The following is a 21,293-nucleotide window of genomic DNA, read 5'->3' on the forward strand; positions in this document are numbered from 1 at the left end:
GAGATCAATCTGTTGATTTTGTGATTCGCGTATCGATCAGCCGCTTCGGCGGTTGGATCATTGCGAAGAGCCTATCAAAAGGCTCCAAGAGCTTGAAAACTATTGGAGAGTTTGATCCTGGCTCAGGACGAACGCTGGCGGCGTGCTTAACACATGCAAGTCACGGGGGCCCGCAAGGGTAACCGGCGAACGGGTGCGTAACACGTGAACAATCTGCCTAGATGTGGGGGATAGCCGGCCCAACGGCCGGGTAATACCGCATACGCTCTTCGGGTGGCATCACTTGAAGAGGAAACCTCCGGGGCATCTAGAGGAGTTCGCGGCCTATCAGCTAGTTGGTGGGGTAACGGCCTACCAAGGCAATGACGGGTAGCTGGTCTGAGAGGATGGCCAGCCACATTGGGACTGAGATACGGCCCAGACTCCTACGGGAGGCAGCAGTGGGGAATATTGCGCAATGGCCGAAAGGCTGACGCAGCGACGCCGCGTGGGGGATGAAGCATTTCGGTGTGTAAACCCCTGTTGCCCGGGACGAACAAGCGATTTTGATCGCTCTGACGGTACCGGGTGAGGAAGCACCGGCTAACTCCGTGCCAGCAGCCGCGGTAATACGGAGGGTGCGAGCGTTGTCCGGAATCACTGGGCGTAAAGGGCGCGTAGGCGGTCTGCTAAGCGTGTGGTGAAAGCTCGGGGCTCAACCCCGAGTCTGCCATGCGAACTGGTGGACTAGAGCACTGTAGAGGCAGGTGGAATTCCGGGTGTAGCGGTGGAATGCGTAGAGATCCGGAAGAACACCAGTGGCGAAGGCGGCCTGCTGGGCAGTAGCTGACGCTGAGGCGCGATAGCGTGGGGAGCAAACAGGATTAGATACCCTGGTAGTCCACGCCGTAAACGATGGGGACTAGGTGCTTGGGGGAGCGACCCCTCGAGTGCCGGCGCTAACGCATTAAGTCCCCCGCCTGGGGAGTACGACCGCAAGGTTGAAACTCAAAGGAATTGACGGGGGCCCGCACAAGCGGTGGAGCATGTGGTTTAATTCGACGCAACGCGAAGAACCTTACCCAGGCTTGACATGTACGAGAAAGCCTCTGGAAACAGGGGCCCCTCTTCGGAGCTCGTGCACAGGTGCTGCATGGCTGTCGTCAGCTCGTGTCGTGAGATGTTGGGTTAAGTCCCGCAACGAGCGCAACCCTTGCCCTTAGTTACCAGCGAGTAAAGTCGGGGACTCTAGGGGGACTGCCGGTGCCAAACCGGAGGAAGGTGGGGACGACGTCAAGTCATCATGGTCCTTACGTCTGGGGCTACACACGTGCTACAATGGCCGGTACAGAGGGCTGCGAAAGAGCAATCTGGAGCCAATCCCTAAAGCCGGCCTCAGTTCGGATTGTCGTCTGCAACTCGACGGCATGAAGCTGGAATCGCTAGTAATCGCGGATCAGCGACGCCGCGGTGAATACGTTCCCGGGCCTTGTACACACCGCCCGTCACGCCATGGAAGCTGTGAGCGCCCGAAGTCGGTGCAGGAACCCGCAAGGGGCCAAGCCGCCTAAGGCGAGCGCAGTGACTGGGGCGAAGTCGTAACAAGGTAGCCGTAGGGGAACCTGCGGCTGGATCACCTCCTTTCCGGAGCGACGAGTAGCACGGCCCTTCGGGGTGTCGGTGCGAAAGTCCCGGAGTAAGTCGTCCGCTCTGCACATTCTCGATCTCAACTCGATTGTCGATACTTCTCGATCCCACGGGGTTTGAGGGGATCGTGCTGTTTGACAACGGATGTGGGTAGTGATCGTGGGTACTACAGCAACACTTGCGGCCATCGGCCGGGAGGGTTGCTGCTAGGACGAAGAACCTCAGTGAGACGTAGTACCGATTAAATGCGGAAACGCATTTTTCTGTAAAACGCTCACTCGTTCAAAGCGCGTGCTTTGCTTGAAAGTTGGGAAAGAGTCAAGCGAACGAAAGTATGTGGGGGATGCCTGGGCACATAGAGGCGATGAAGGCCGCGGTAAGCTGCGATAAGCTCGGGGGAGCGGCACACACGCATTGATCCCGAGATGGCCGAATGGGGAAACCCGGCGGGGCGCGAGTCCCGTCACCGCGCAAGCGGAGCGAACCAGGGGAACTGAAACATCTAAGTACCCTGAGGAAGAGAAATCAAACGAGATGCCCTGAGTAGTGGCGAGCGAAACGGGTACAGGCCAAACCGTTCTCCTTGTGGGAGCGGGGTTGTAGGACCTACGGACGCGGTCAGTGACGTCAGTCGAAGTCTCCTGGAACGGAGCGCCAAAGACGGTGATAGCCCGGTAGGCGAAGATTATGAACTGATCGTAGTAGAGTTCCTGAGTAACGCCCGACCCGAGTAATCGGGCGTGAAGCCGGGGGGACCACCCTCCAAGCCTAAAGACTCCTATGTGACCGATAGTGGACGAGTACCGTGAGGGACAGGTGAAAAGCACCCCTGTGCGGGGAGTGAAAGAGATCCTGAAACCACATACTTACAAGCGGTAGGAGGCTGGACCGGGCAACCGGTCACGGCTGACTGCGTGCCTTTTGCATTATGATCCGGCGAGTTACTCCTCAGATGCGAGGCTAAGGTGCTCAGCACCGGAGCCAGAGCGAAAGCGAGTCCTGTAACGAGGGCGCATGAGTATCTGGGGGTACGACCCGAAACCAGGGCGATCTACCCATGAGCAGGGTGAAGCTGAGGTAACACTTAGTGGAGGCCCGAACCGGTGTGGGTTGAAAACCATTCGGATGACTTGTGGGTAGGGGTGAAAGGCCAATCAAGCCTGGAGATAGCTGGTTCTCCCCGAAATCTATTGAGGTAGAGCCTCGAGGCGTGTTAGCAGGGGGTAGAGCGACTGGAAGGGCGCGGGGGGTCGTAGACCCTACCAACCCCTACCAAACTCCGAATACCTGACTAATGGACCTCGGGAGGCAGTCGCTGAGCGATAATGTCCAGCGGCGAGAGGGAAAGAACCCAGAACCACAGCTAAGGCCCCGAAGTGGCTGCTGAGTATAGCGAAGGATGTCGTCGTGCAGAGACAACTGGGAGGTTGGCTTAGAAGCAGCCATTCCTTGAAAGAGTGCGTAATAGCTCACCAGTCCAGCGTGATGGCGCCGAGAATGGTCGGGATTAAGCAGCCCGCCGAAGCTTGGTCTTGCAGCTTTGCTGCAGGGGTAGGGGAGCGTTCCCTGTGCGTTGAAGCGAGCGTGGAAACGATACTCGTGGAGCGAAGGGAAGTGAGGATGCCGGATTGAGTACGCGCAAATGCGGGTGAGAACCCCGCACACCGTAAGCCCAAGGATTCCTGCGCCATGGCAATCAGCGCAGGGTGAGGCGGACCCTAAGACGAGGCCCCAGAGGCGTAGTCGATGGACAGCAGGTCAAAATTCCTGCCCCGTCTTTTATCCGTTGAAGCAATCAGGGACCCTGGAACGAAGCGCGAGCGGCTTTGTGGATGGCCGTTCAAGGGCGTAGCGTAAGCGAGACCCGAGTACGAGGCAGCGGGGCAACCCAACGCCAAGTCGTGTGGAGTCGGCAGGCAAGAAAAGCTGATTGTGGAGGATAGGAGACGTCCGTACCGCAAACCGACACAGGTGGGCAAGGCGAGTAGCCTAAGGTGAACGAGTGAAACGTGGTCAAGGAACTCGGCATAATGATCCCGTAACTTCGGAAGAAGGGATGCCTTTTTTGGTAGTCAGACTTGCTCTGGCTGCTCGAGGAGGCCGCAGAGAATCGGCCCAAGCGACTGTTTAGCAAAAACACAGGTGCGTGCCAAGCCGCGTAAGGCGCCGTATACGCACTGACGCCTGCCCGGTGCCGGAAGGTTAAGGGGAGAGGTTAGGGGGTAACCCCGAAGCTTTGAGCCGAAGCCCCGGTAAACGGCGGCCGTAACTATAACGGTCCTAAGGTAGCGAAATTCCTTGTCGGGTAAGTTCCGACCTGCACGAATGGCGTAACGACTTGGGCACTGTCTCGACCACGCGCTCGGCGAAATAGCAGTCTCGGTGAGGATTCCGAGTCCCCGCGACAGGACAAAAAGACCCCATGCACCTTTACTGTAGCTTGTCATTGGCGTTTGCATAGGACTGTGTAGCATAGGTGGGAGCCGTTGAGACGGGGGCGCTAGCTCTCGAGGAGGCAACAGTGAAATACCACCCTGTGCTGTGTGAACGCCTCACCGCGGTAGGCAAACCCTATCCGGGACCGTGGCAGGTGGGCAGTTTGACTGGGGCGGTCGCCTCCGAAAGAGTAACGGAGGCGCGCGAAGGTTGGCTCAGCGCGGTCGGTAATCGCGCTTATAGAGTGTAACGGCAGAAGCCAGCCTGACGGCGAGACCGACGGGTCGAGCCGAGACGAAAGTCGGCCGTAGTGATCCGGTAGCCCGGTGTGGATCGGCTATCGCGCAACGGATAAAAGGTACGCTGGGGATAACAGGCTTATCGCGCCCGAGAGTTCATATCGACGGCGCGGTTTGGCACCTCGATGTCGGCTTGTCACATCCTGGGGCTGGAGAAGGTCCCAAGGGTCCGGCTGTTCGCCGGTTAAAGTGGCACATGAGCTGGGTTCAGAACGTCGTGAGACAGTTCGGTCTGTATCCGTCGTGGGCGTTGGAGAATTGAGGGGAGCGGACTTTAGTACGAGAGGACCGAGTCGGACGATCCGCTCGTGTCCCGGCTGTGGCGCCAGCTGCAACGCCGGGTAGCGATGATCGGTGGCGATAACCGCTGAAAGCATCTAAGTGGGAAGCGCCCCCCAAGATGAATTCTCCCTGGAGCCTTGAGCTCCCTGAAGGGCCGGAGGAGACTACTCCGTCGATAGGCAGCACGTGGAAGCGTTGTAAGACGTTCCGAGCGCAGCTGTCCTAATCGCCCGTGCGGCTTGACTCCCCCATGGTTTTTCCATGGTTAAGCAATCCCGCAGAGCACACGCACGTCATGCTTCGCATCGCCTCGCACGGCGACGAAGCCCCATGATCACACCCATCCGTTTGTCAGCTGCGCCGCAGGCCTAGGCCCGCAGAAGTACGCACAGCTTTCATAATCGATTTTCGCTGGCAACTAGAGCGTCAGGGCCATACCCGTTCCCATCCCGAACACGGTCGTCAAGCCTGATAGCGCCGATGGTACTCCGGGCGAGAGCTCGCGGGAGAGTAGGCCGTTGCCGGCACCTTTTGAAGCCCCCGTCACACTGGACACTGTCCGAGTGGCGGGGGCTTCGTGTTTTCCCTCGCCTGGCGGGCAACAACAATGAATGAGGCCTCCCTTATGACATATGCAATGGCGTCGTACATCACATCACCGTGAACGCCGAACGCATGGTGAATCAGATACCAATGCGATGTGCAGGGCATGTCACGCACCAGCGATCAAGGAGTTCCGCGAATGCCGTTCGTCGCTGTACATTCGTGCAGTCCTGCAGGTCGAACGAGACAGCCACAAGCGCATCGTGATCGGAGCACACGGACAGTACTTCAACAACCTTCGCTCTTCGGTTTTGCTGCGACGTCCTGAATCAGCGCGCGTGAGCCGGATCGTGTCGCGCGAGCAGAGGGCCGTCCTTGCGTTCCTTGTGGCATTCCTGCTGTCCATGACGCCCACCGCCATCCAGGCGCAACAGGGCGGCGAATTCTTGTTGATCCCACTCAGTGCGCGAGCCGTCGGTCAGGGCGATGCCGTCATCGCCGATACGACATTGGGCACGGCGGCGATGTGGTGGAATCCGGCCAGCCTTTCGCGCTTGTCCAAGCGAGAGATCGCGGTACATCACGGGCAGAACGTGATCTACCAGGCCAACATGGTGGCGCTCGCGGTGCCCTCGAAGGTGCTGGGAACGCTGTCGCTTTCCGGATTGATTGTCGACTACGGCCGATATCCATCCTTCGCCCCGGATGGGTCTCCCAATGGCGGTGAAATCGGCACCTACAACTATCAGTTGGCCGCATCGTACGCGTCGTCGATCGGTGATCGATTCAGCGCCGGTGTGACCTACAAGTTCCTGATGTTCCGCAATGCATGCTCCGGCTACTGCGGCCCGAATTTCACCAGCGCCTCGGGTTCATCGAATGCCGTGGACTTTGGTGCGCAGTATGTGGTGCCCATCAAACTGCCGTTGACCCTCGGTGCTGCGATTCGCAATCTCGGCCCATCGATGCCTGTGCGCGACGCCGCTCAGGCGGACCCGCTTCCACGGTTTATTCAGATTGGCGGACGGCTCCAGATTCCATCGGCCGCGCTCAAGAAGAACAATGCCTCGCTCGAAGTGTCCTCCGACCTGATGCACAGTGACGCCATCAGCGGCACCGCGATCGGTATGGGCGTCACGCTTGGCTATCGGGAGATGTTGTTCCTCCAGGGTGGCTACAAGGCCATGGCCGAGGATCAATCCGAAGGCGGTCCCTCCATCGGTGTGGGTTTCCGACGCGGTGGATTTGGTATCGATATTGCGCGGCGCTTCGATCGATTGTCTTCGCCGATCGGTGAGCCTCCCACGTTCGTGACGTTGCGGGCGCGGTTTTGAACGGCTTGCCGAACGGTCATCGCGGAGCGTGGTCCAGGCTTCCCCTGAGAGCCCTGTCGATGGCGGTCTCGGGGATGTTCCTGCAACTCCCGACCAGCGCCGCCGAGGCGCAGATCGCTCCTGCGGGCGCGGGTGTTCCTGCGAGCATTCATGCGGGGGTGCATCCGGTGGCGCTCACGGCTCAGGCGCACCACACCGGCCAGGTTGCTCGTGCTGAGCAGGCTCCGATAGAAGACGCCCAGGGCTCTGCACTTCGTTCACTGCTCACCGTCGCGCAGCCGCCGGCCAAACAAGCCCCGTGGTGGGCGCCCATCGCGTCCGGTGTCGTGCCGGGGGCTGGGCAGTTTGTACTCAAGCAGCAGCGTAGTGCGGCCTATGCCGTGGCGGAGGCGTATCTGCTCATTCAGTACCTGGGTTCGCGGCGCGACGGCAATCGGGAGCGTGACAACTATCGACAGCTCGCCGCGGATGTGGCGCGTCGTCAGTTCGGCGGCAGTCTGCCCGTAGGGCCGTGGAAGTACTACGAAACCATGGAGAGCTATCTCGAGAGCGGTGTGTACAATCGCACGCCGGGGCAGGCGCTCACGCCCGAGATGGACGAGACCACATACAATGGCAATCGCTGGCGCCTGGCGCGTGATACGTACTGGCGTGATCCGAATGTCGAGCCGGCGCGCTCGAGTGCCGAGTATCAGCGTGCGATCGAGTTCTACGAACAGAACGCGATTCACGACGCCTATCGCTGGAGCTGGCGTGACGCCCGCTTGGAGCAGGACACGTATCGCGAAGTCATCGACAACGCCAATCGGAGTTATCAGCGTGGGGTGAACTACGCGGGTGTCCTGGTGGCCAACCACCTTGCCTCACTGATCGACGCATACGTCAGCGTGCGTCTGCGCCGCTTCGGCGGGGCCGGCTTGGGAGGCGTGCAGATCCAGAAGATGGAGACACGCTACGAACCCCTTGGGGATCCGCTGCTCGGCCAGGGCCAGTGGCGCGCCGGGCTGCAACTCGGCCGCGCCCCGCGGTAGTACCGGGACCCACGGACCGGTCTGTGGGTCGGATGTGTGATGTGCGCCACGTCGTGCCGATTGGGCGAAGTGGATCGTCCATAGGTTAAGGCATTGTCTCCTCGCGCCGCTGCGGTCCTCTGGAGAAGACCGCGCTGGACCCCTGTGGACCCACGGATGATCACCACCACCATCGAGCAGAGCGGGATGCAACTATCCCCGGGGCATGACGACCCCGCGTGGCTGGCTGCATGGTGGGCGGAGTTTCCCGGGCGTCGGCTCAACACGCCGGAGCCCGATGTCATCATCCAGACGGCGCTCAAGGAGCGGCCACGCTTCATCGTGCTTGATGCACGACCCGTCAGTGGCCTCGAGCACTGGACCGCGACCGCCATCGGCGTGTGCGCCCGGCTCAAGCGTGACGCGTACACCGGCATCGTGCCCGTACTCCTGATCGTCCCCCCGTCGGCCTTTGTCGACGCCTTCAGCGCAGGGGCCGACGAAGTGCTGCGCGGTGATGTCGACGGCGCGGAAGCGGTTGCCCGTCTGTCGGCGATGCTGCGCCGAAGCGACCGAGACACCGATGTGCACCCGTCTACCCGTCTGCCGGGTGCCCGGGAGATCAGCGCGGAACTCGAGCGACGGGTGGCATCGGGTGAGAAGTTTGCCGCCTGTTATGCCGACCTGGATCACTTCAAGGAGTTCAACGATCGCTATGGTTATCACCACGGCGACGAAGTCATTCGTTTGCTCGCCCGCATTCTGCACGATGTGATCAAGGGCCTGTGCGGAGGAGAGGGATTTGTCGGCCATATCGGGGGCGATGACTTTCTCTGCACGATTCCGTTGGCCGCCGTCCCTCGCGTGTGCGATGAAATCGTGCATGTATTCGACGAACTCATTCCCTGGCAGTATTCCGAGCAGGATCGCCGTGTGGGATATTTCTTCGGGAAGGATCGCCGTGGCCAGCTGCACCGGGTTCCACTGATGACATTGTCAGTGGGCGTGGTGACCAATCAGCGACGCCACTTCACGCGGGCAATCGAGGTCAGCGAGCTGGCGACGGAAATGAAGAGTTATGCAAAGACACTTCCGGGTTCGGTCTGGGCAGTGGATCGTCGGCGCGACGAAGGCGCGCCGACCACGGCCGATGGATCGACAGAACATGAACGCCTTGTCCGTGAGTCGGCACGTATGTCTGGAGGCGCCTCGTGAACGTGACGTGCCCTGAGTGCCAATCGGTCTTTCGGGTCGATCCGGCCAAGGTGCCCGCCACCGGCGTGCGCGCACGGTGCTCCGTGTGCGGTGGAATCATCGCGATCGCTGGCGGCACGTTGCCCGTGTCGGTCACTCCCGCGAGAGCGTCCGCTGCCGCGGTACCCGGTGGGAAGCTTTCGGGGGGAATGGCCCCAAGTGGTGCGCCCTCCCGGCTCACGCCACCGATTCCGCCTCTGCCGCCGGTACAGCCAGTGGCTCCACCGGTCGCTCCACCGGCAGCTCCACCCACCGCTCCCATCTTGCGGGCGCCCACACCGTCGTCGTCCACACCCACGCCCATGGCACGGCCGACCCCCGCTCGTGGGGCGGCTGTGTTACCCGGTCTGCCTCGTGCGGACGGGGGAACCGGCCCCAGGCCGGTGACGCCGTTGTACGCGCCGTCCGTGAGTCCAACGCCTTCGCGGACGACCCCGCTGCGCAGCCCCGCGTTGACGCCGTCCAGCGTGCCCGCGACTCCGGTGGCGCCACGATCCCCGACCCCGCCGTTCGCCGCCTCGGTGGCCCCGGCCGGAACACCAGCCGGAACACCCGCCGGAACGCCAGCGGTGGGTCAGGCGTCGTTGGGCACTCCCGCCGAAGGCAAGCGTCCCATCAACCCCTTCCTGCGCACCGACCCCGCACAACGGGCCCGGCGGCTCGCGCGGGCCCTGGTTTCCGATCTGGTGGCGTACCATCCCCAGAAGCGGGACGATGGTTTGCGTGACGGCAATCTCCGGCAGCTCTTCCGCGAAGAGATCAAGAAGAGCTACGAAGAGTACGTGGAGCAGGTAGGACGGGAGACGGCGGAAAGTGCACCACATTTCCAGGACGCTCTCAACGACATCCTCTCTGGCGGGCGCCGCATTTTCTGAGTGCATTCCGGACACACGTTCCGTGCAATCACGCGTGTGACCGTACTGTTCCCACGTCCGGAGACCCGATAGGTTTCTCCTCTCGGATGATGGTGGCGCAGTGAGACTTGTGGGGCCGCTTTCCGGTGCGGAAAGCGGCTCTCGTCGTATGTGGAGGATGCATGCAGGACGGGGAACGCCTGAAGGTGCTGACGCGGTCGGAAGAACGGCTCGCGGACATGCGGAGGTATCTTTGACGTCGAGTCCAAGCGCTCGACGCTGAATTCGTACGAAGAAGAGATGGCCGATCCGGCCTTCTGGAATGACCAGGAGCACGCCCGGGAGATCGTCCAGCAGGTGAAGGTGCTCAAGGGATGGGTCGAGCCGTCCGATAGTCTGCAGTCGCGCATCGACAGCGCGCGCGAATTGGACGAGCTGTTGTCGCTCGAGCCGGACAAGGGCATGAATGCCGATCTCGATCAGGAGGTCCAGCGCATTCTCGCAGACCTCGATGCGTTCGAGCTCAAGTCGCTGCTGCGCGGCAACGACGACTACCGCGATGCCCAGTTGGAAATCTCTGCCGGCGCCGGTGGCACCGAGGCGCAGGACTGGGCGTCCATGTTGCTGCGTCTCTATACGCGCTGGGCGGAACGCAAGGGCTTCGATCTCGAAGTGCTGGACCTGAGCGATGGGGAAGAAGCCGGCATCAAGGGCGCCGTGCTCGAGATCAAGGGCCAGTATGCCTACGGGTTCCTGCGCCCCGAGTCCGGCGTGCATCGTCTGGTGCGCATCTCACCGTTCGATTCGCAGGCGCGGCGGCACACGAGCTTCGCGTCGGTGTTTGTCTATCCGGTGGTGAACGAGGAGATCAACATCGAGATCCGCGAAGAAGATCTGCGGATCGATGTGTATCGTGCGTCCGGCGCGGGTGGTCAGCACGTCAACAAGACCTCGTCCGCTGTGCGCATCACGCACATCCCCTCGGGCATTGTCTGTGCGTCGCAGCAAGAGCGCTCGCAGTTCAAGAACAAGGCCACGGCGATGAAGCAGCTCAAGAATCGCCTGTACCAGCTCGAGATCGAGAAGCAGGCTGCCGTGAAAGCGGCGTTCGATGCCAACAAGCAGGACGTGACCTTCGGCAGCCAGATTCGCAGCTACGTCTTTCAACCGTACACGATGGTCAACGACCACCGCAGCGAGCTCAAGATCGCCGATGTGCAGAAGGTGATGGACGGCGATATCGATCCCTTCATCCACGCCTACCTCAAGCAGGAGAGCTCGGCGGGTTCCGAAGGAGGCCAGTCGTGAGCCGCGAACCGCAGTCGCCCGACGAGGGCACGCCCAATTCGTCGGCGGGTGATTCATCGCTCGACGACGCTGGCGCCCAGAAGCAGGAGCTCAACTTCGTCATGAAGGCGCGGCGCGAGAAGCTCGACCGCTTGCGTGCCGCTGGCGTGGAGCCATTCGCGTATTCGTTCGATCGCTCACACAGCTCGGTCGCGGCTATCGCGGCGCTGGGGGATGCGCAGGAAGGGCCGGAGGTATCGGTCGCCGGTCGTCTCGTATCGTGGCGCGGGCAGGGCAAGACCGCGTTTGCGCACTTGGTCGATATGGACGGCCGTCTGCAGCTCTACTTCCGCCGAGACGACATGGGCGATGCGGTGTTCGCACAGCTCGCCGAATATGATCTCGGCGACTGGGTGGGCGTGCGCGGCACCATGATCCGCACGCGCACTGGCGAAGCCACGGTGAAGGTCACGCACGTCGAACTGTTGTCCAAGTCCCTGCGTCCGCTGCCCTTGGGCAAGGAGCAGATGGTGGACGGGCAACTCGTACGATACTCGGCGTTCTCCGATACCGAGCAGCGGGCGCGTCAGCGGTATGCCGATCTCGCGGTGCATCCGGAAGTGCGCGCCCTGTTCCGCGCGCGCTCGGTGCTCACGCGCGCCGTACGCAGTCACCTCGATGGCCTGGGGTATCTCGAAGTGGAGACGCCGGTGCTGCAGCCCCTGTACGGTGGCGCCGCGGCACGGCCCTTCGTGACGCATCACAATGCGCTCGATATGCCGCTCTATCTGCGCATTGCCGACGAGCTGTATCTCAAGCGGCTCATCGTGGGCGGTTTCGAGCGGGTGTACGAAATCGGCCACGACTTCCGCAACGAAGGCATCGACCGGACGCACAATCCGGAGTTCACGATGCTCGAGTTCTACGAGGCGTTTGCCGACTACACCACGATGATGTCGCGCGTGGAGTCGTTGATCATGGCCGCGGCCGATGCCATTCGTGGCATTCCGGGCGTTGGTGAGAAGATCCCGTCGTTTGTCACGCCGTTTCCGCGCATCGAGTGGGTGCCGTCGCTGTCGAAGGCGGCAGGCGTGGATGTCATGGCGGTGAGCGATGCCGAACTGCGTGCCCTGGCCGAGCGCATCGGTGTGCAGAAGGTGGCCACGTTGAGCCGCCCCAAGGTGCTCGACGAGATGTTTCAGGCGTTGGTGGAATCGAAGATCGATCAGCCCACGTTTGTGCTCGACTACCCGAAGGAGCTTTCACCGCTGGCCAAGCCCAAGCGGGGCGGCCCGGACGGGATCACCGAGCGGTTCGAGTTGTTTGCCAAGGGCAAGGAACTGGCCAACGCGTTTTCTGAACTGAACGATCCGATCGATCAGCGCGAGCGCTTCGAAGCGCAGGCGCGTCTGCGTGACGCGGGTGATGACGAAGCCAGTGGCGTCGACGATGACTACCTGCGTGCGATGGAGTACGGCATGCCGCCCACGGGTGGCGTGGGCATCGGCATCGATCGGTTGTTCATGTACCTGACGGATACGCAGAACATTCGCGACGTCATTCTCTTTCCCACGATGCGTCCGGAGTGACGGGCGCCCGCACCGGAGACGCTCGGTGACTCGGCTCGAGCTTTCGATTGCCTGGCGTTACCTGCGCAGTCGTCGTGGGTCGCGTTTGCTGTCGCTGATCAGCGTGATCGCCATTGGCGGCGTGCTGGTGGGCGTCAGTGCGCTCATCGTGATCATGGGCGTGATGACGGGTATGCAGACCGACATGCGCGAAAAGATCCTCGTGGGCAGTCCCGATGTGCGGGTGCTGCCGTACGGTGATGACATGCGCATGACCGGCTGGCAGCCACTGCTCGAGAAGGTGCGTGTTTTTCCCGGTGTGGTGAGTGCCGCGCCGTTTGTGTCCACGCAGGGGTTGGTGCGAAACCTGAGTGGGTACATGACCGGCACCGCCGTGGTGGGCCTGGTGGGTGCGAATGAACCGGGCGCTGATGTGACGAGCATCCGCAAGCACATCGTGCTGGGGGATTTTTCGCTGGCCCGGGAAGGTGTGTCGTTGCCCGGTGCCGCACTGGGCAAGTTTCTCGCGTCGAAACTGAACGCGTTTCCCGGCGACACCATCGTGTTGCTGGGGGCCGCGGGGCTCGACATGAATGCCGCCACCGGCGCCATTGTGCCGCGCGCGGACAGTGTGGTGGTGGCGGGTGTATTCGAAACCGGCATGTACGAATACGACGATGCCTATCTGTTTCTGCCCCTGGCCGCGGCGCAGCGCTTCGCGGGCCTGGGTGACGACGTGACGGGCATCGAAGCGCGTACGACCGACCGCTGGCAGACACCGGCCATCGCCGATTCCCTCGAAGTGTCCCTCAACGCGCCGGTGCGCGCGGTGGACTGGCAGGAAAACAATCGCTCGTTTTTCCAGGCGCTCAAGCTGGAAAAGCTGGGCATGGGTGTCATCCTGCTGCTCATCGTGCTGGTGGCGGCCTTCAACATCGTGAGCACGCTCACGATGGTGGTGGTGGACAAGACGAAGGAGATCGGCATCCTGCGCGCGATGGGCCTCAAGGCCGCCAGCGTGCGGCGCATCTTCCTGTTTCAGGGGATGGTGATCGGTGCCGTGGGTACGGGAGGCGGTTTGTTGATCGGCCTGATCGTGGCGGTGCTGCTCGAGAAGTACCGCCTGATCACCCTCGATCCGTCGGTGTATTTCATCGATCACCTGCCGGTGCGCATCGAATTTTTCGACGTGGCGATTGTGTTGGTGGCCAGCATGCTGGTGTCCACGCTGGCCACGCTGTATCCCGCCTCGCAGGCGGCCAAGTTGTACCCCGTCGAGGCCATCCGGCATGAGTGAGCACGCGCCCGCGACCGCACCTGTTCCGCCGCAGGAGCTGGTGGTGGAGGCCGAGGGACTCGTCAAGGAGTTCCGCGGTGGCGATGGCGGCATCATTCGGGTGCTGGGCGAAGTGCGTCTCGATGTCCGGCGTGGCGAAATGGTGGCCATTGTCGGGTCGAGTGGTTCGGGCAAGAGCACGCTGCTGCATGTGCTTGGCGCACTCGAACGGCCGTCGGCGGGTCGCATCCGCCTGGCGGGACAAGCCGTGGATGGACTCAGTGAGCCGGCTCTCGATACGCTGCGGAACCGCACGATCGGTTTCGTTTTTCAGTTCCACCACTTGCTGCGCGAGTTTTCTGCCATCGAGAACGTGATGATGCCCCAGTTGATCGCCGGAACGGCCGAAAAGCCGGCGCGTGAGCGGGCAGCGTATCTGCTCGATCGGGTGGGGCTGGGATCACGTTTGCAGCACCGTCCGGGTGCCCTGTCGGGTGGCGAGCAGCAGCGCACAGCGGTGGCGCGCGCGCTGGCGACCGGGCCGTCGTTGCTGCTGGCCGATGAGCCCAGCGGCAATCTCGACTGGCACAACGCGGAACGTCTGCATGACCTGTTCGCTGAGCTGGCCCGTGACCAATCGCTCGGCCTGGTGGTCGTGACGCACAATCAGTCGCTGGCCGCGCGTGCGGACCGGGCACTATTGTTGGAGGGAGGGCGACTGGTGACGCCGTCAGTCGACGCAGATGTCCAGGAAACGGAGAGCTGATGCTCTGCGATAGCTGTCAGGAACGGGATGCGGTGGTGCATCTCACGCGGATCGTGGACAATGCGGTGACGCAGCTCCACCTGTGTGAGAAGTGCGCGGCGGCCAAGGGCGTGGAGACCACGTTGTCAGTGCCCCAGCATCCGTTGGGAGAGATTTTGCAGGCCGTACAGCAGGGGGGCGCGTCGGCCGGTGAGGACTCGACGTCGTGCCGGTTCTGCGGCGCCACGGCGCGGGACTTCCGCGCGTCCGGTCGCCTGGGATGTCCGCACTGCTACGATGCCATGGAGCGCAGCCTGCGGGAGTTGCTGCGGCGCCTGCATGGCAGCTCGCGGCATGTGGGCAATCGTTACGAGCCACCGGCCGCGCACCTGCTGGAGAAGTCCGACTCGGTGCACGATTTGCGTGATCGGTTGCGGCGGGCCGTGGATGCCGAACAGTTCGAACTCGCGGCGGAATTGCGCGATCGCATCCGGGTGATCGAATGACCAGCTCGCGGCCACCCCTCGACCTGTCGCTGCTGCCGGATGGTGGCGTGCGCTGGCTGGATGCGTCCGGCCCGCATGGCGATATCGTGATTTCCACGCGCATGCGCCTGGCCCGCAATGTGTCGGGGTATGCGTTCACGGCCCGTGCCCGCGATGGGGAACGCTTGCGCATGCTGGCGCAGGTGCGGGATGCCTTGACGGAGGTGCCGTCGCTTCAGGGCAGTATCCTGTTGCCGCTGGAATCGATGCCGATCGTGGAGCGCCAGTTGCTGCATGAACGGCATCTGGTGAGCAAGGAACTGGCCGGCCTCGATCCGCAGCATCCGGTGCGCAGTGGGGCAGCGGTGATTCTGGGCGAGTCGGTGGGGCTGTTGGTGAACGAAGAGGACCATCTGCGCCTGCAGGCGCTGCGGTCGGGCTTCAACGTGCCGGACGCATTTGCGGCCGTGCAACAGCTCGACAGCGAGTTGGGATCCCAGGTTCCCTATGCGTTCCACCGCGAATTCGGTTTTCTCACGGCCTGTCCCACCAATACGGGCACGGGACTGCGTGCCTCGGTACTGATCCACCTGCCGGGACTGGTGCTGACCAAGGAGATCGGCAAGGTGCTGGCCGGCCTCCAGCAGATGGGCCTCACCTATCGCGGCCTCTATGGCGAGGGCAGTGAGGTGGTGGGGAACTTCTTCCAGCTCTCCAATCAGACCACCTTGGGACGGTCCGAGGAGGAGTTGCAGGATCTCCTCGTGCGCGTCGTTCGACATGTGATCGAGCGGGAGGAGGAGGCGCGTCGTGTACTGGTGCGCGATGCGGGGTATATTATCGAGGACAAGCTCTGGCGCGCCTACGGGACGTTGCGGTATGCCCGCAGCCTCACGTTTGACGAAGCCATGAACTACCTGAGCGGGGTACGCCTGGCGGTCGGTCTGAAACTGGTCTCCGGGCTCAGTGTATACACACTCAACAAGCTCCTGATCTTTGCCCAGTCGGCGCATCTCTCCCATCTGGAGGGGCGAGCACTGACGGACACCGAGACGAACCTGGCCCGCGCGAAGTACGTGCGGCAGGTACTCATGAGCGAAGGCGGCGGCGTCGAATGACCCGCATCTCAACGACCCTGAGGGGACGATGAACGGCTACAACTTCACCGAGCGGGTGCGGAAGGTCCTGGCCATGGCGCGCGAAGAAGCGGCGCGCCTGCACCACGAATACGTGGGCACCGAGCATATCCTGCTGGGCCTCATCCGCGAGGGTGAGGGGGTTGCGGCAGCAGTGCTGCAGAACCTCAACGTCGATCTCGACGACGTCACGCTGAAAATCGAGGAGACGGTCAAGAAGGGGAAGGCGGCGCAGGCCACCGGCCCCGATTTGCCGTACACATCCCGCGCCAAGAAGGTGCTCGAGCTGGCCATGGCCGAGGCGCGCGATCTCAATCACAGCTACGTCGGCACCGAACACCTGCTCCTGGGCCTGCTCCGTGAGGAGAAGGGCATTGCCGCGCAGGTGCTCACGGACGCCGGCGTGAATCTCGAGGCCGCGCGCGCGGAAACGCTGCGCCTGCTGGGCACCGAGATGCCGCAGACCGGGGAGAAGCCGCAGGCCGAGAAGGCTGGCACGGTTCCGCCGGCCGCTGCACCGGCCAAGGGCGACAAGAAGTCCAAGACGCCGGCGCTCGATCACTTCTGCCGCGACCTGACGCAACTGGCAGCCGAAGGCCAGCTCGATCCGACGATTGGCCGCGCCAAGGAAATCGAGCGCGTCATGGAAGTGCTGTCACGCCGCAAGAAGAACAACCCGGTGCTCATCGGCGAACCCGGTGTGGGCAAGACGGCCATCGTGGAAGGGCTGGCACAGCTCATCTCGGCCAACGACTGCCCGGATTCGCTGCGCGACCATCGGGTGCTTTCACTCGATATGGCTGCGGTGATTGCCGGTACCAAGTACCGCGGTCAGTTCGAAGAGCGTCTCAAGGCGGTGATGAACGAGATCGCGCAGAACAAGCAGATCATTCTGTTCATCGACGAATTGCACACGCTGGTCGGCGCTGGTGCGGCCGAAGGCGCGATCGATGCGAGCAACATGCTGAAGCCGGCGCTTGCGCGCGGTGAGCTGCAGTGTGTGGGCGCGTCGACGCTCAACGAATACCGCAAGTACATCGAGAAGGATGGCGCGCTCGAGCGTCGTTTCCAGACCGTCGTGGTGGAACCGCCTTCAATCGACGAGACCGTGCAGATCCTGCAGGGGCTCAAGAAGAAGTACGAAGACCATCACCGCGTGAACATCCCGGATGCGACGCTGCTGGCCGCTGCGAAGCTGTCCGAGCGGTACATCACGGACCGCTTCCTGCCGGACAAGGCGATCGACGTGATCGACGAGGCGGGAGCACGGGCACGTCTGGCGGCGCAGGTGCCGCCGGCCGAGGTGGCCGATCTCAAGGAACAGCTCGAGAAGATCAATACCGAGAAGGAAGCGGCGGTCCGCGATCAGAACTTCGAGCGCGCGGCGTCGCTGCGTGACAACGAACGCGAGTTGCAGGCCGAGATCCGGCGCAAGCAGGAAGAGTGGGAGCAGCGGCGCCAGTCGTTCCGGCCCACGCTCGGCGAAGAGGAAATCGCGTTCATCGTCAGCCGCTGGACCGGTATCCCGGTGACGCGCCTGCAGGAGGCGGAAACGTCACGCCTGCTGCGCATGGAGGACGAGTTGCACGGCACGGTGGTGGGGCAGGATGAGGCCATCAAGGCACTCGCCCGCTCCATTCGTCGAAGCCGCGCTGGGCTCAAGGATCCGCGCCGTCCGATCGGCTCGTTCATCTTCTCGGGGCCCACGGGTGTCGGCAAGACCGAGCTGGCCCGTGCACTGGCCAAGTTCCTGTTCGCCGACACGTCAGCGCTCATCCGCGTGGACATGAGCGAGTACATGGAGAAGTTCTCCGTCTCGCGACTCATCGGCGCGCCCCCGGGTTACGTGGGGTATGAAGACTCTGGCACGTTGACCAAGGCAGTGCGGCGCAAGCCGTACAGCGTGGTCCTGCTCGACGAAATCGAGAAGGCGCATCCGGATGTGTTCAACATCCTGCTGCAGGTGCTCGATGAAGGACATCTCACGGACAACTACGGCCGCGTGATCGACTTCAAGAACACCGTGGTCATCATGACCTCGAACGTCGGTGCCAAGGACATCACGAAGGGCAAGTCGCTGGGCTTCGCCACGAAGGATTCGCGCGGAGATTTCGAGCGGATTGCCGAAAAGGTGAAGGAGGAGATGGGCCGGGTCTTCAATCCGGAATTCCTGAACCGCCTGGACGACGTGATCGTGTTCCACCCGCTGGGCAAGGAGCACATCGGACAGATCGTGTCCATTCTGTTCGGCGACGTGCAGAAGCGCTTGGCTGAGGAGGAGCTCACGATCAAGCTGACGCCCGAGGCCACCGAGTTCCTGGTGGATCATGGGCACGACGAGCACTTCGGTGCCCGTCCGCTCAAGAGGGCGATCCAGCGGTATGTGGAAGACCCGCTGTCTGAAAAGATCCTGACGGGTGAGTATTCGCGTGGGGACGAAATCGAGGTGGGGGTGTCGACCACCGAGAAGGAAAAGCTGGAATTCCGCGTCCTGACGCCCACCCCGCAGGCATCCTGACCGGGCGCCTGGGCAGGGGGCTTCGGCTCAGTGCTCAGGCAACGGAGAAGGCGTGGGATGTGTCGAACGGCCGGACCCCATACGGGTTCGGCCGTTTGCCGTGGTGAAGTTGGAACGGGGAGGCGAACCACTGTCCCGGGGTGGGGTCGGACCTTCCCTCGGGCTCGTATATATTTCGAGGCTATGCTCAAACGCATTCCCCTAAAGCTGGTTTTTGCGGCTGCTGTGCTGGTGACCGGGCTCGCGCCGCGTGGTGTGCGCGCGCAGCAGGAATCAGCGAGTCGCTGCATGACGCCCGATTCGATCGCGGTGCGCGGCAACGTGCGCGTCGCCGAATCCCGGATCCGTACGGAGGCCGGTCTGCAGGCGGGCGCGCCGCTGAATTTTCCGGCCCTTCAGCGCGTGCTGAAGGCGTTGTATCAGTTGGGCGAATTCGATGATGCGCAGGTCGTCTGCGATCTTGAAACCGTGCCCGGCCGCGTGCTGTCCGTGCTTCAGGTGCGTGAGCGTGCGGTGCTCGGCGACCTCAAGGTGGTGGGGCCCGATGCCGTGTCCGAGCGCTCGGTGAAGGACAAGATCGACCTGCTGATTGGTCGTCCGATCGATCCGCTCCAGGTGGCGCGGGCGCGGGCGCGCATCGACTCGGTGTACGAGGCGGCCGGCTATTATCTCGCACAGATTGCCATCGATTCCACCACGATGGACGATGGACGCATCGCGATCACCTACACGATCGACGAAGGGCGCCGTCTTGCCATCTCCGGCATCGATGTGGAGAGCAAGGGCGAAGTGAGCGAGAAGCGCGTGGTTGGCGCGATGAAGACCAAGCCTGAAGGCTTCTGGTTCTGGCGCAAAGGTGAGTTCGACGAAAACAAGTTCGTCGGTGACCTCGGGGAGCGTATCCCCGATCTCTATTCGCGCCTCGGCTATGTCGACATGCGGATCATCAAGGACACGCTCCTGGTGGATCGCGATCGTGGTAAAGGGCTGGTGCAGATCGGTATCGAAGAAGGACCGCGTTTTCGTGTAGGGTCCTTCGAGATCGCCGGCAACCGCCGATTCCCGACCGATGAGCTGCGCCGTTTCTATCCGTTCGACGGGCAGGACCCGACGCTGACGCAGCGCGTGAAGGGGCTCATCAAGCGTGAAGCCGCGGCCCCCGAAGGCATCTTCGACCAGCACAAATGGGATGATGCCATCGAGAAGGTGAACAACGAGTACCGCAACAACGGCTACCTGTACGCGCAGATCCGTCCCGTGATGGATCGTCAGTTCGTCGGCGAAGATTCGGTGCCCACGGTGAATCTCCGCTGGGAAATCGACGAACGAAATCCGGCCATCGTGAACCGCATCGAGATCATCGGCAATGATTTCACGGCTGACGATTGCATTCGTCGACAGATCTTCCTGGTGCCCGGTGGCCCGTTCAATCAGGCCGCGCTGATTCGCAGCTATCAGAGCATCAGCAACATGAATTTCTTCGAGTCCCCGATGCCGTTCCCGGACTACCGTCCGATCAACGAGCAGGGCGACGTCGATATCGTGTTCCGCGTGAAGGAGAAGCGCACGGGCAGTGTGAACTTTGGCGCCTCGATGGGTCAGGGCGGCGTGGGCTTTGGTGGTTTCATCGGGCTCGAGCAGCCCAACCTGTTTGGTCTGTGCAAGTCGGGCCGACTGAACTGGCAGTATGGTCGCTACTTCAACGACTTCACGGCCACCTATACCGATCCGGCGTTGCGTGGCTCCCGCCTGTCTGGCGCGGTGAGTGCCTACCGCACGCAGTCGCGTTTCATCGTCGGTAACCTTGGCCAGAACATCCGCACGGGCGCGCAGTTCCGCCTGGGCATGCCGGTGCCGTGGTCGCTCTTCTCCACGTTTGCGATGTCGTACAACGGCGAGTCGGCGACGTTCACCTCGGGGCAGATTCAGAACGGTTGTACGCGCAATTGTTTCCGCTCCAACATGGGGCTGGAGTACACGTCGGACACCCGTATCGATCTGCCGTTTGCCACCCAGGGGTCGATGAAGACGGTCACGGCCGACTTCAGCGGCGGCCCGCTGGGCGGTACGGTGAATTTCCAGCGCGTGACCACCGAAATGCGCGCGTATTCGCTGCTCGGTCAGTTCGGCGGCAGCAATCCGGGTTCCCAGCCGCTCAAGCTGACGATGGGCCTCACGGCCCGCGCCGGTTCCCTGTTCGGCAACTCGGGACCGTTCTTTTTCCAGCAGCAGTTTGCGGTTGGCGGTGTGATGTTTGGCCAGATGGTGCGTGGCTATCCGGAGTTTTCCATCACGCCCAACGGGTTCGATCCCTCCACGGATCAGTACAGCTCGCAGCCAACGTCCTTCGGCAATGCCTTCATGACGGTGACCGGCGAAATTGGTCTCCGGGTGAATCAGATGTTCTACCTCAACGTGTTTTCCGACGCCGGAAACAATTGGGGCTCGGCGCGCCAGATCAACCCCACGCGCCTCTTCCGTTCTGCCGGATTCGGGGTATCTACCGTAACGCCGCTGGGACCACTGGGTCTGGATATGGCCTACGGCTTTGATCGCACCAAGATCGAGGTGTCCTCAGGACGCGTCGTGAAGGACCCGAAGTGGCAGTTCCATTTCCGGCTCGGCCAGCTCTTCTAACAC

General features: G+C 62.3%; 12 protein-coding genes, 3 rRNA genes and 1 pseudogene. All 16 read left to right on the plus strand.

Annotated elements, in window-relative coordinates:
* Positions 1–99: 99 nt before the first annotated feature.
* The 16 genes and pseudogenes from GAU_RS08065 to bamA all read left to right on the plus strand — a co-directional run bounded on the left by GAU_RS08065 (position 100) and on the right by bamA (position 21,290).
* Positions 100–1,623: ribosomal RNA gene (locus GAU_RS08065) — 16S ribosomal RNA — on the plus strand.
* A gap of 319 nt (positions 1,624–1,942) precedes the next feature.
* Positions 1,943–4,890: ribosomal RNA gene (locus GAU_RS08070) — 23S ribosomal RNA — on the plus strand.
* A 163-nt stretch (positions 4,891–5,053) separates the two neighbouring features.
* Positions 5,054–5,170, plus strand: a 5S ribosomal RNA gene (rrf, locus tag GAU_RS08075).
* Together the 16S, 23S and 5S rRNA genes form the textbook arrangement of a ribosomal RNA operon.
* A 171-nt stretch (positions 5,171–5,341) precedes the next feature.
* Complete coding sequence (locus GAU_RS08080) at positions 5,342–6,520, plus strand: PorV/PorQ family protein (protein WP_041265384.1); 1,179 nt, start codon at positions 5,342–5,344, stop codon at positions 6,518–6,520.
* Between the two features lie 59 nt (positions 6,521–6,579).
* On the plus strand, positions 6,580–7,551 hold the full coding sequence (locus tag GAU_RS08085; protein WP_169307636.1) for a hypothetical protein: 972 nt from the start codon (positions 6,580–6,582) through the stop codon (positions 7,549–7,551).
* Positions 7,552–7,707: 156 nt separating this feature from the next.
* Positions 7,708–8,745 (plus strand): GGDEF domain-containing protein, encoded by a 1,038-nt coding sequence (locus GAU_RS08090; RefSeq protein WP_012683065.1) that lies wholly within the window; start codon positions 7,708–7,710, stop codon positions 8,743–8,745.
* A gap of 2 nt (positions 8,746–8,747) precedes the next feature.
* A pseudogene (locus GAU_RS22965) lies at positions 8,748–8,828 on the plus strand (zinc-ribbon domain-containing protein); the annotation flags it as partial.
* A gap of 423 nt (positions 8,829–9,251) precedes the next feature.
* The gene (locus GAU_RS22725) at positions 9,252–9,659 is read left to right on the plus strand and encodes a hypothetical protein (protein ID WP_231847963.1); all 408 of its coding nucleotides are present in this window, start codon (positions 9,252–9,254) and stop codon (positions 9,657–9,659) included.
* Between the two features lie 161 nt (positions 9,660–9,820).
* Positions 9,821–10,946, plus strand: a protein-coding gene (gene prfB / locus GAU_RS08100; protein ID WP_331429933.1) for a peptide chain release factor 2 whose coding sequence is annotated in 2 segments (ribosomal slippage) — positions 9,821–9,883 and positions 9,885–10,946 — 1,125 coding nt in all. Because the reading frame shifts where the segments join, the coding sequence is not laid out codon by codon here.
* 101 nt (positions 10,947–11,047) lie between these two features.
* Positions 11,048–12,514, plus strand: coding sequence for a lysine--tRNA ligase (gene lysS / locus GAU_RS08105; RefSeq protein WP_052574590.1), 1,467 nt, complete (start codon positions 11,048–11,050; stop codon positions 12,512–12,514).
* 25 nt (positions 12,515–12,539) lie between these two features.
* Positions 12,540–13,790 (plus strand): ABC transporter permease, encoded by a 1,251-nt coding sequence (locus GAU_RS08110; protein WP_012683069.1) that lies wholly within the window; start codon positions 12,540–12,542, stop codon positions 13,788–13,790.
* The gene (locus GAU_RS08115; RefSeq protein WP_012683070.1) at positions 13,783–14,535 is read left to right on the plus strand and encodes an ABC transporter ATP-binding protein; all 753 of its coding nucleotides are present in this window, start codon (positions 13,783–13,785) and stop codon (positions 14,533–14,535) included. Before GAU_RS08110 ends, GAU_RS08115 begins: the two co-directional genes overlap by 8 nt.
* Positions 14,535–15,020, plus strand: a complete 486-nt coding sequence (locus GAU_RS08120; protein ID WP_012683071.1) for a UvrB/UvrC motif-containing protein — start codon at positions 14,535–14,537, stop codon at positions 15,018–15,020. Before GAU_RS08115 ends, GAU_RS08120 begins: the two co-directional genes overlap by 1 nt.
* Positions 15,017–16,117, plus strand: coding sequence for a protein arginine kinase (locus GAU_RS08125; RefSeq protein WP_012683072.1), 1,101 nt, complete (start codon positions 15,017–15,019; stop codon positions 16,115–16,117). Before GAU_RS08120 ends, GAU_RS08125 begins: the two co-directional genes overlap by 4 nt.
* A 28-nt stretch (positions 16,118–16,145) precedes the next feature.
* On the plus strand, positions 16,146–18,653 hold the full coding sequence (locus GAU_RS08130; RefSeq protein ID WP_012683073.1) for an ATP-dependent Clp protease ATP-binding subunit: 2,508 nt from the start codon (positions 16,146–16,148) through the stop codon (positions 18,651–18,653).
* Between the two features lie 183 nt (positions 18,654–18,836).
* On the plus strand, positions 18,837–21,290 hold the full coding sequence (gene bamA / locus GAU_RS08135) for an outer membrane protein assembly factor BamA (protein ID WP_012683074.1): 2,454 nt from the start codon (positions 18,837–18,839) through the stop codon (positions 21,288–21,290).
* The last annotated feature ends 3 nt before the right edge of the window (positions 21,291–21,293 follow it).

Source organism: Gemmatimonas aurantiaca T-27, from assembly GCF_000010305.1.
GTDB lineage: Bacteria > Gemmatimonadota > Gemmatimonadetes > Gemmatimonadales > Gemmatimonadaceae > Gemmatimonas > Gemmatimonas aurantiaca.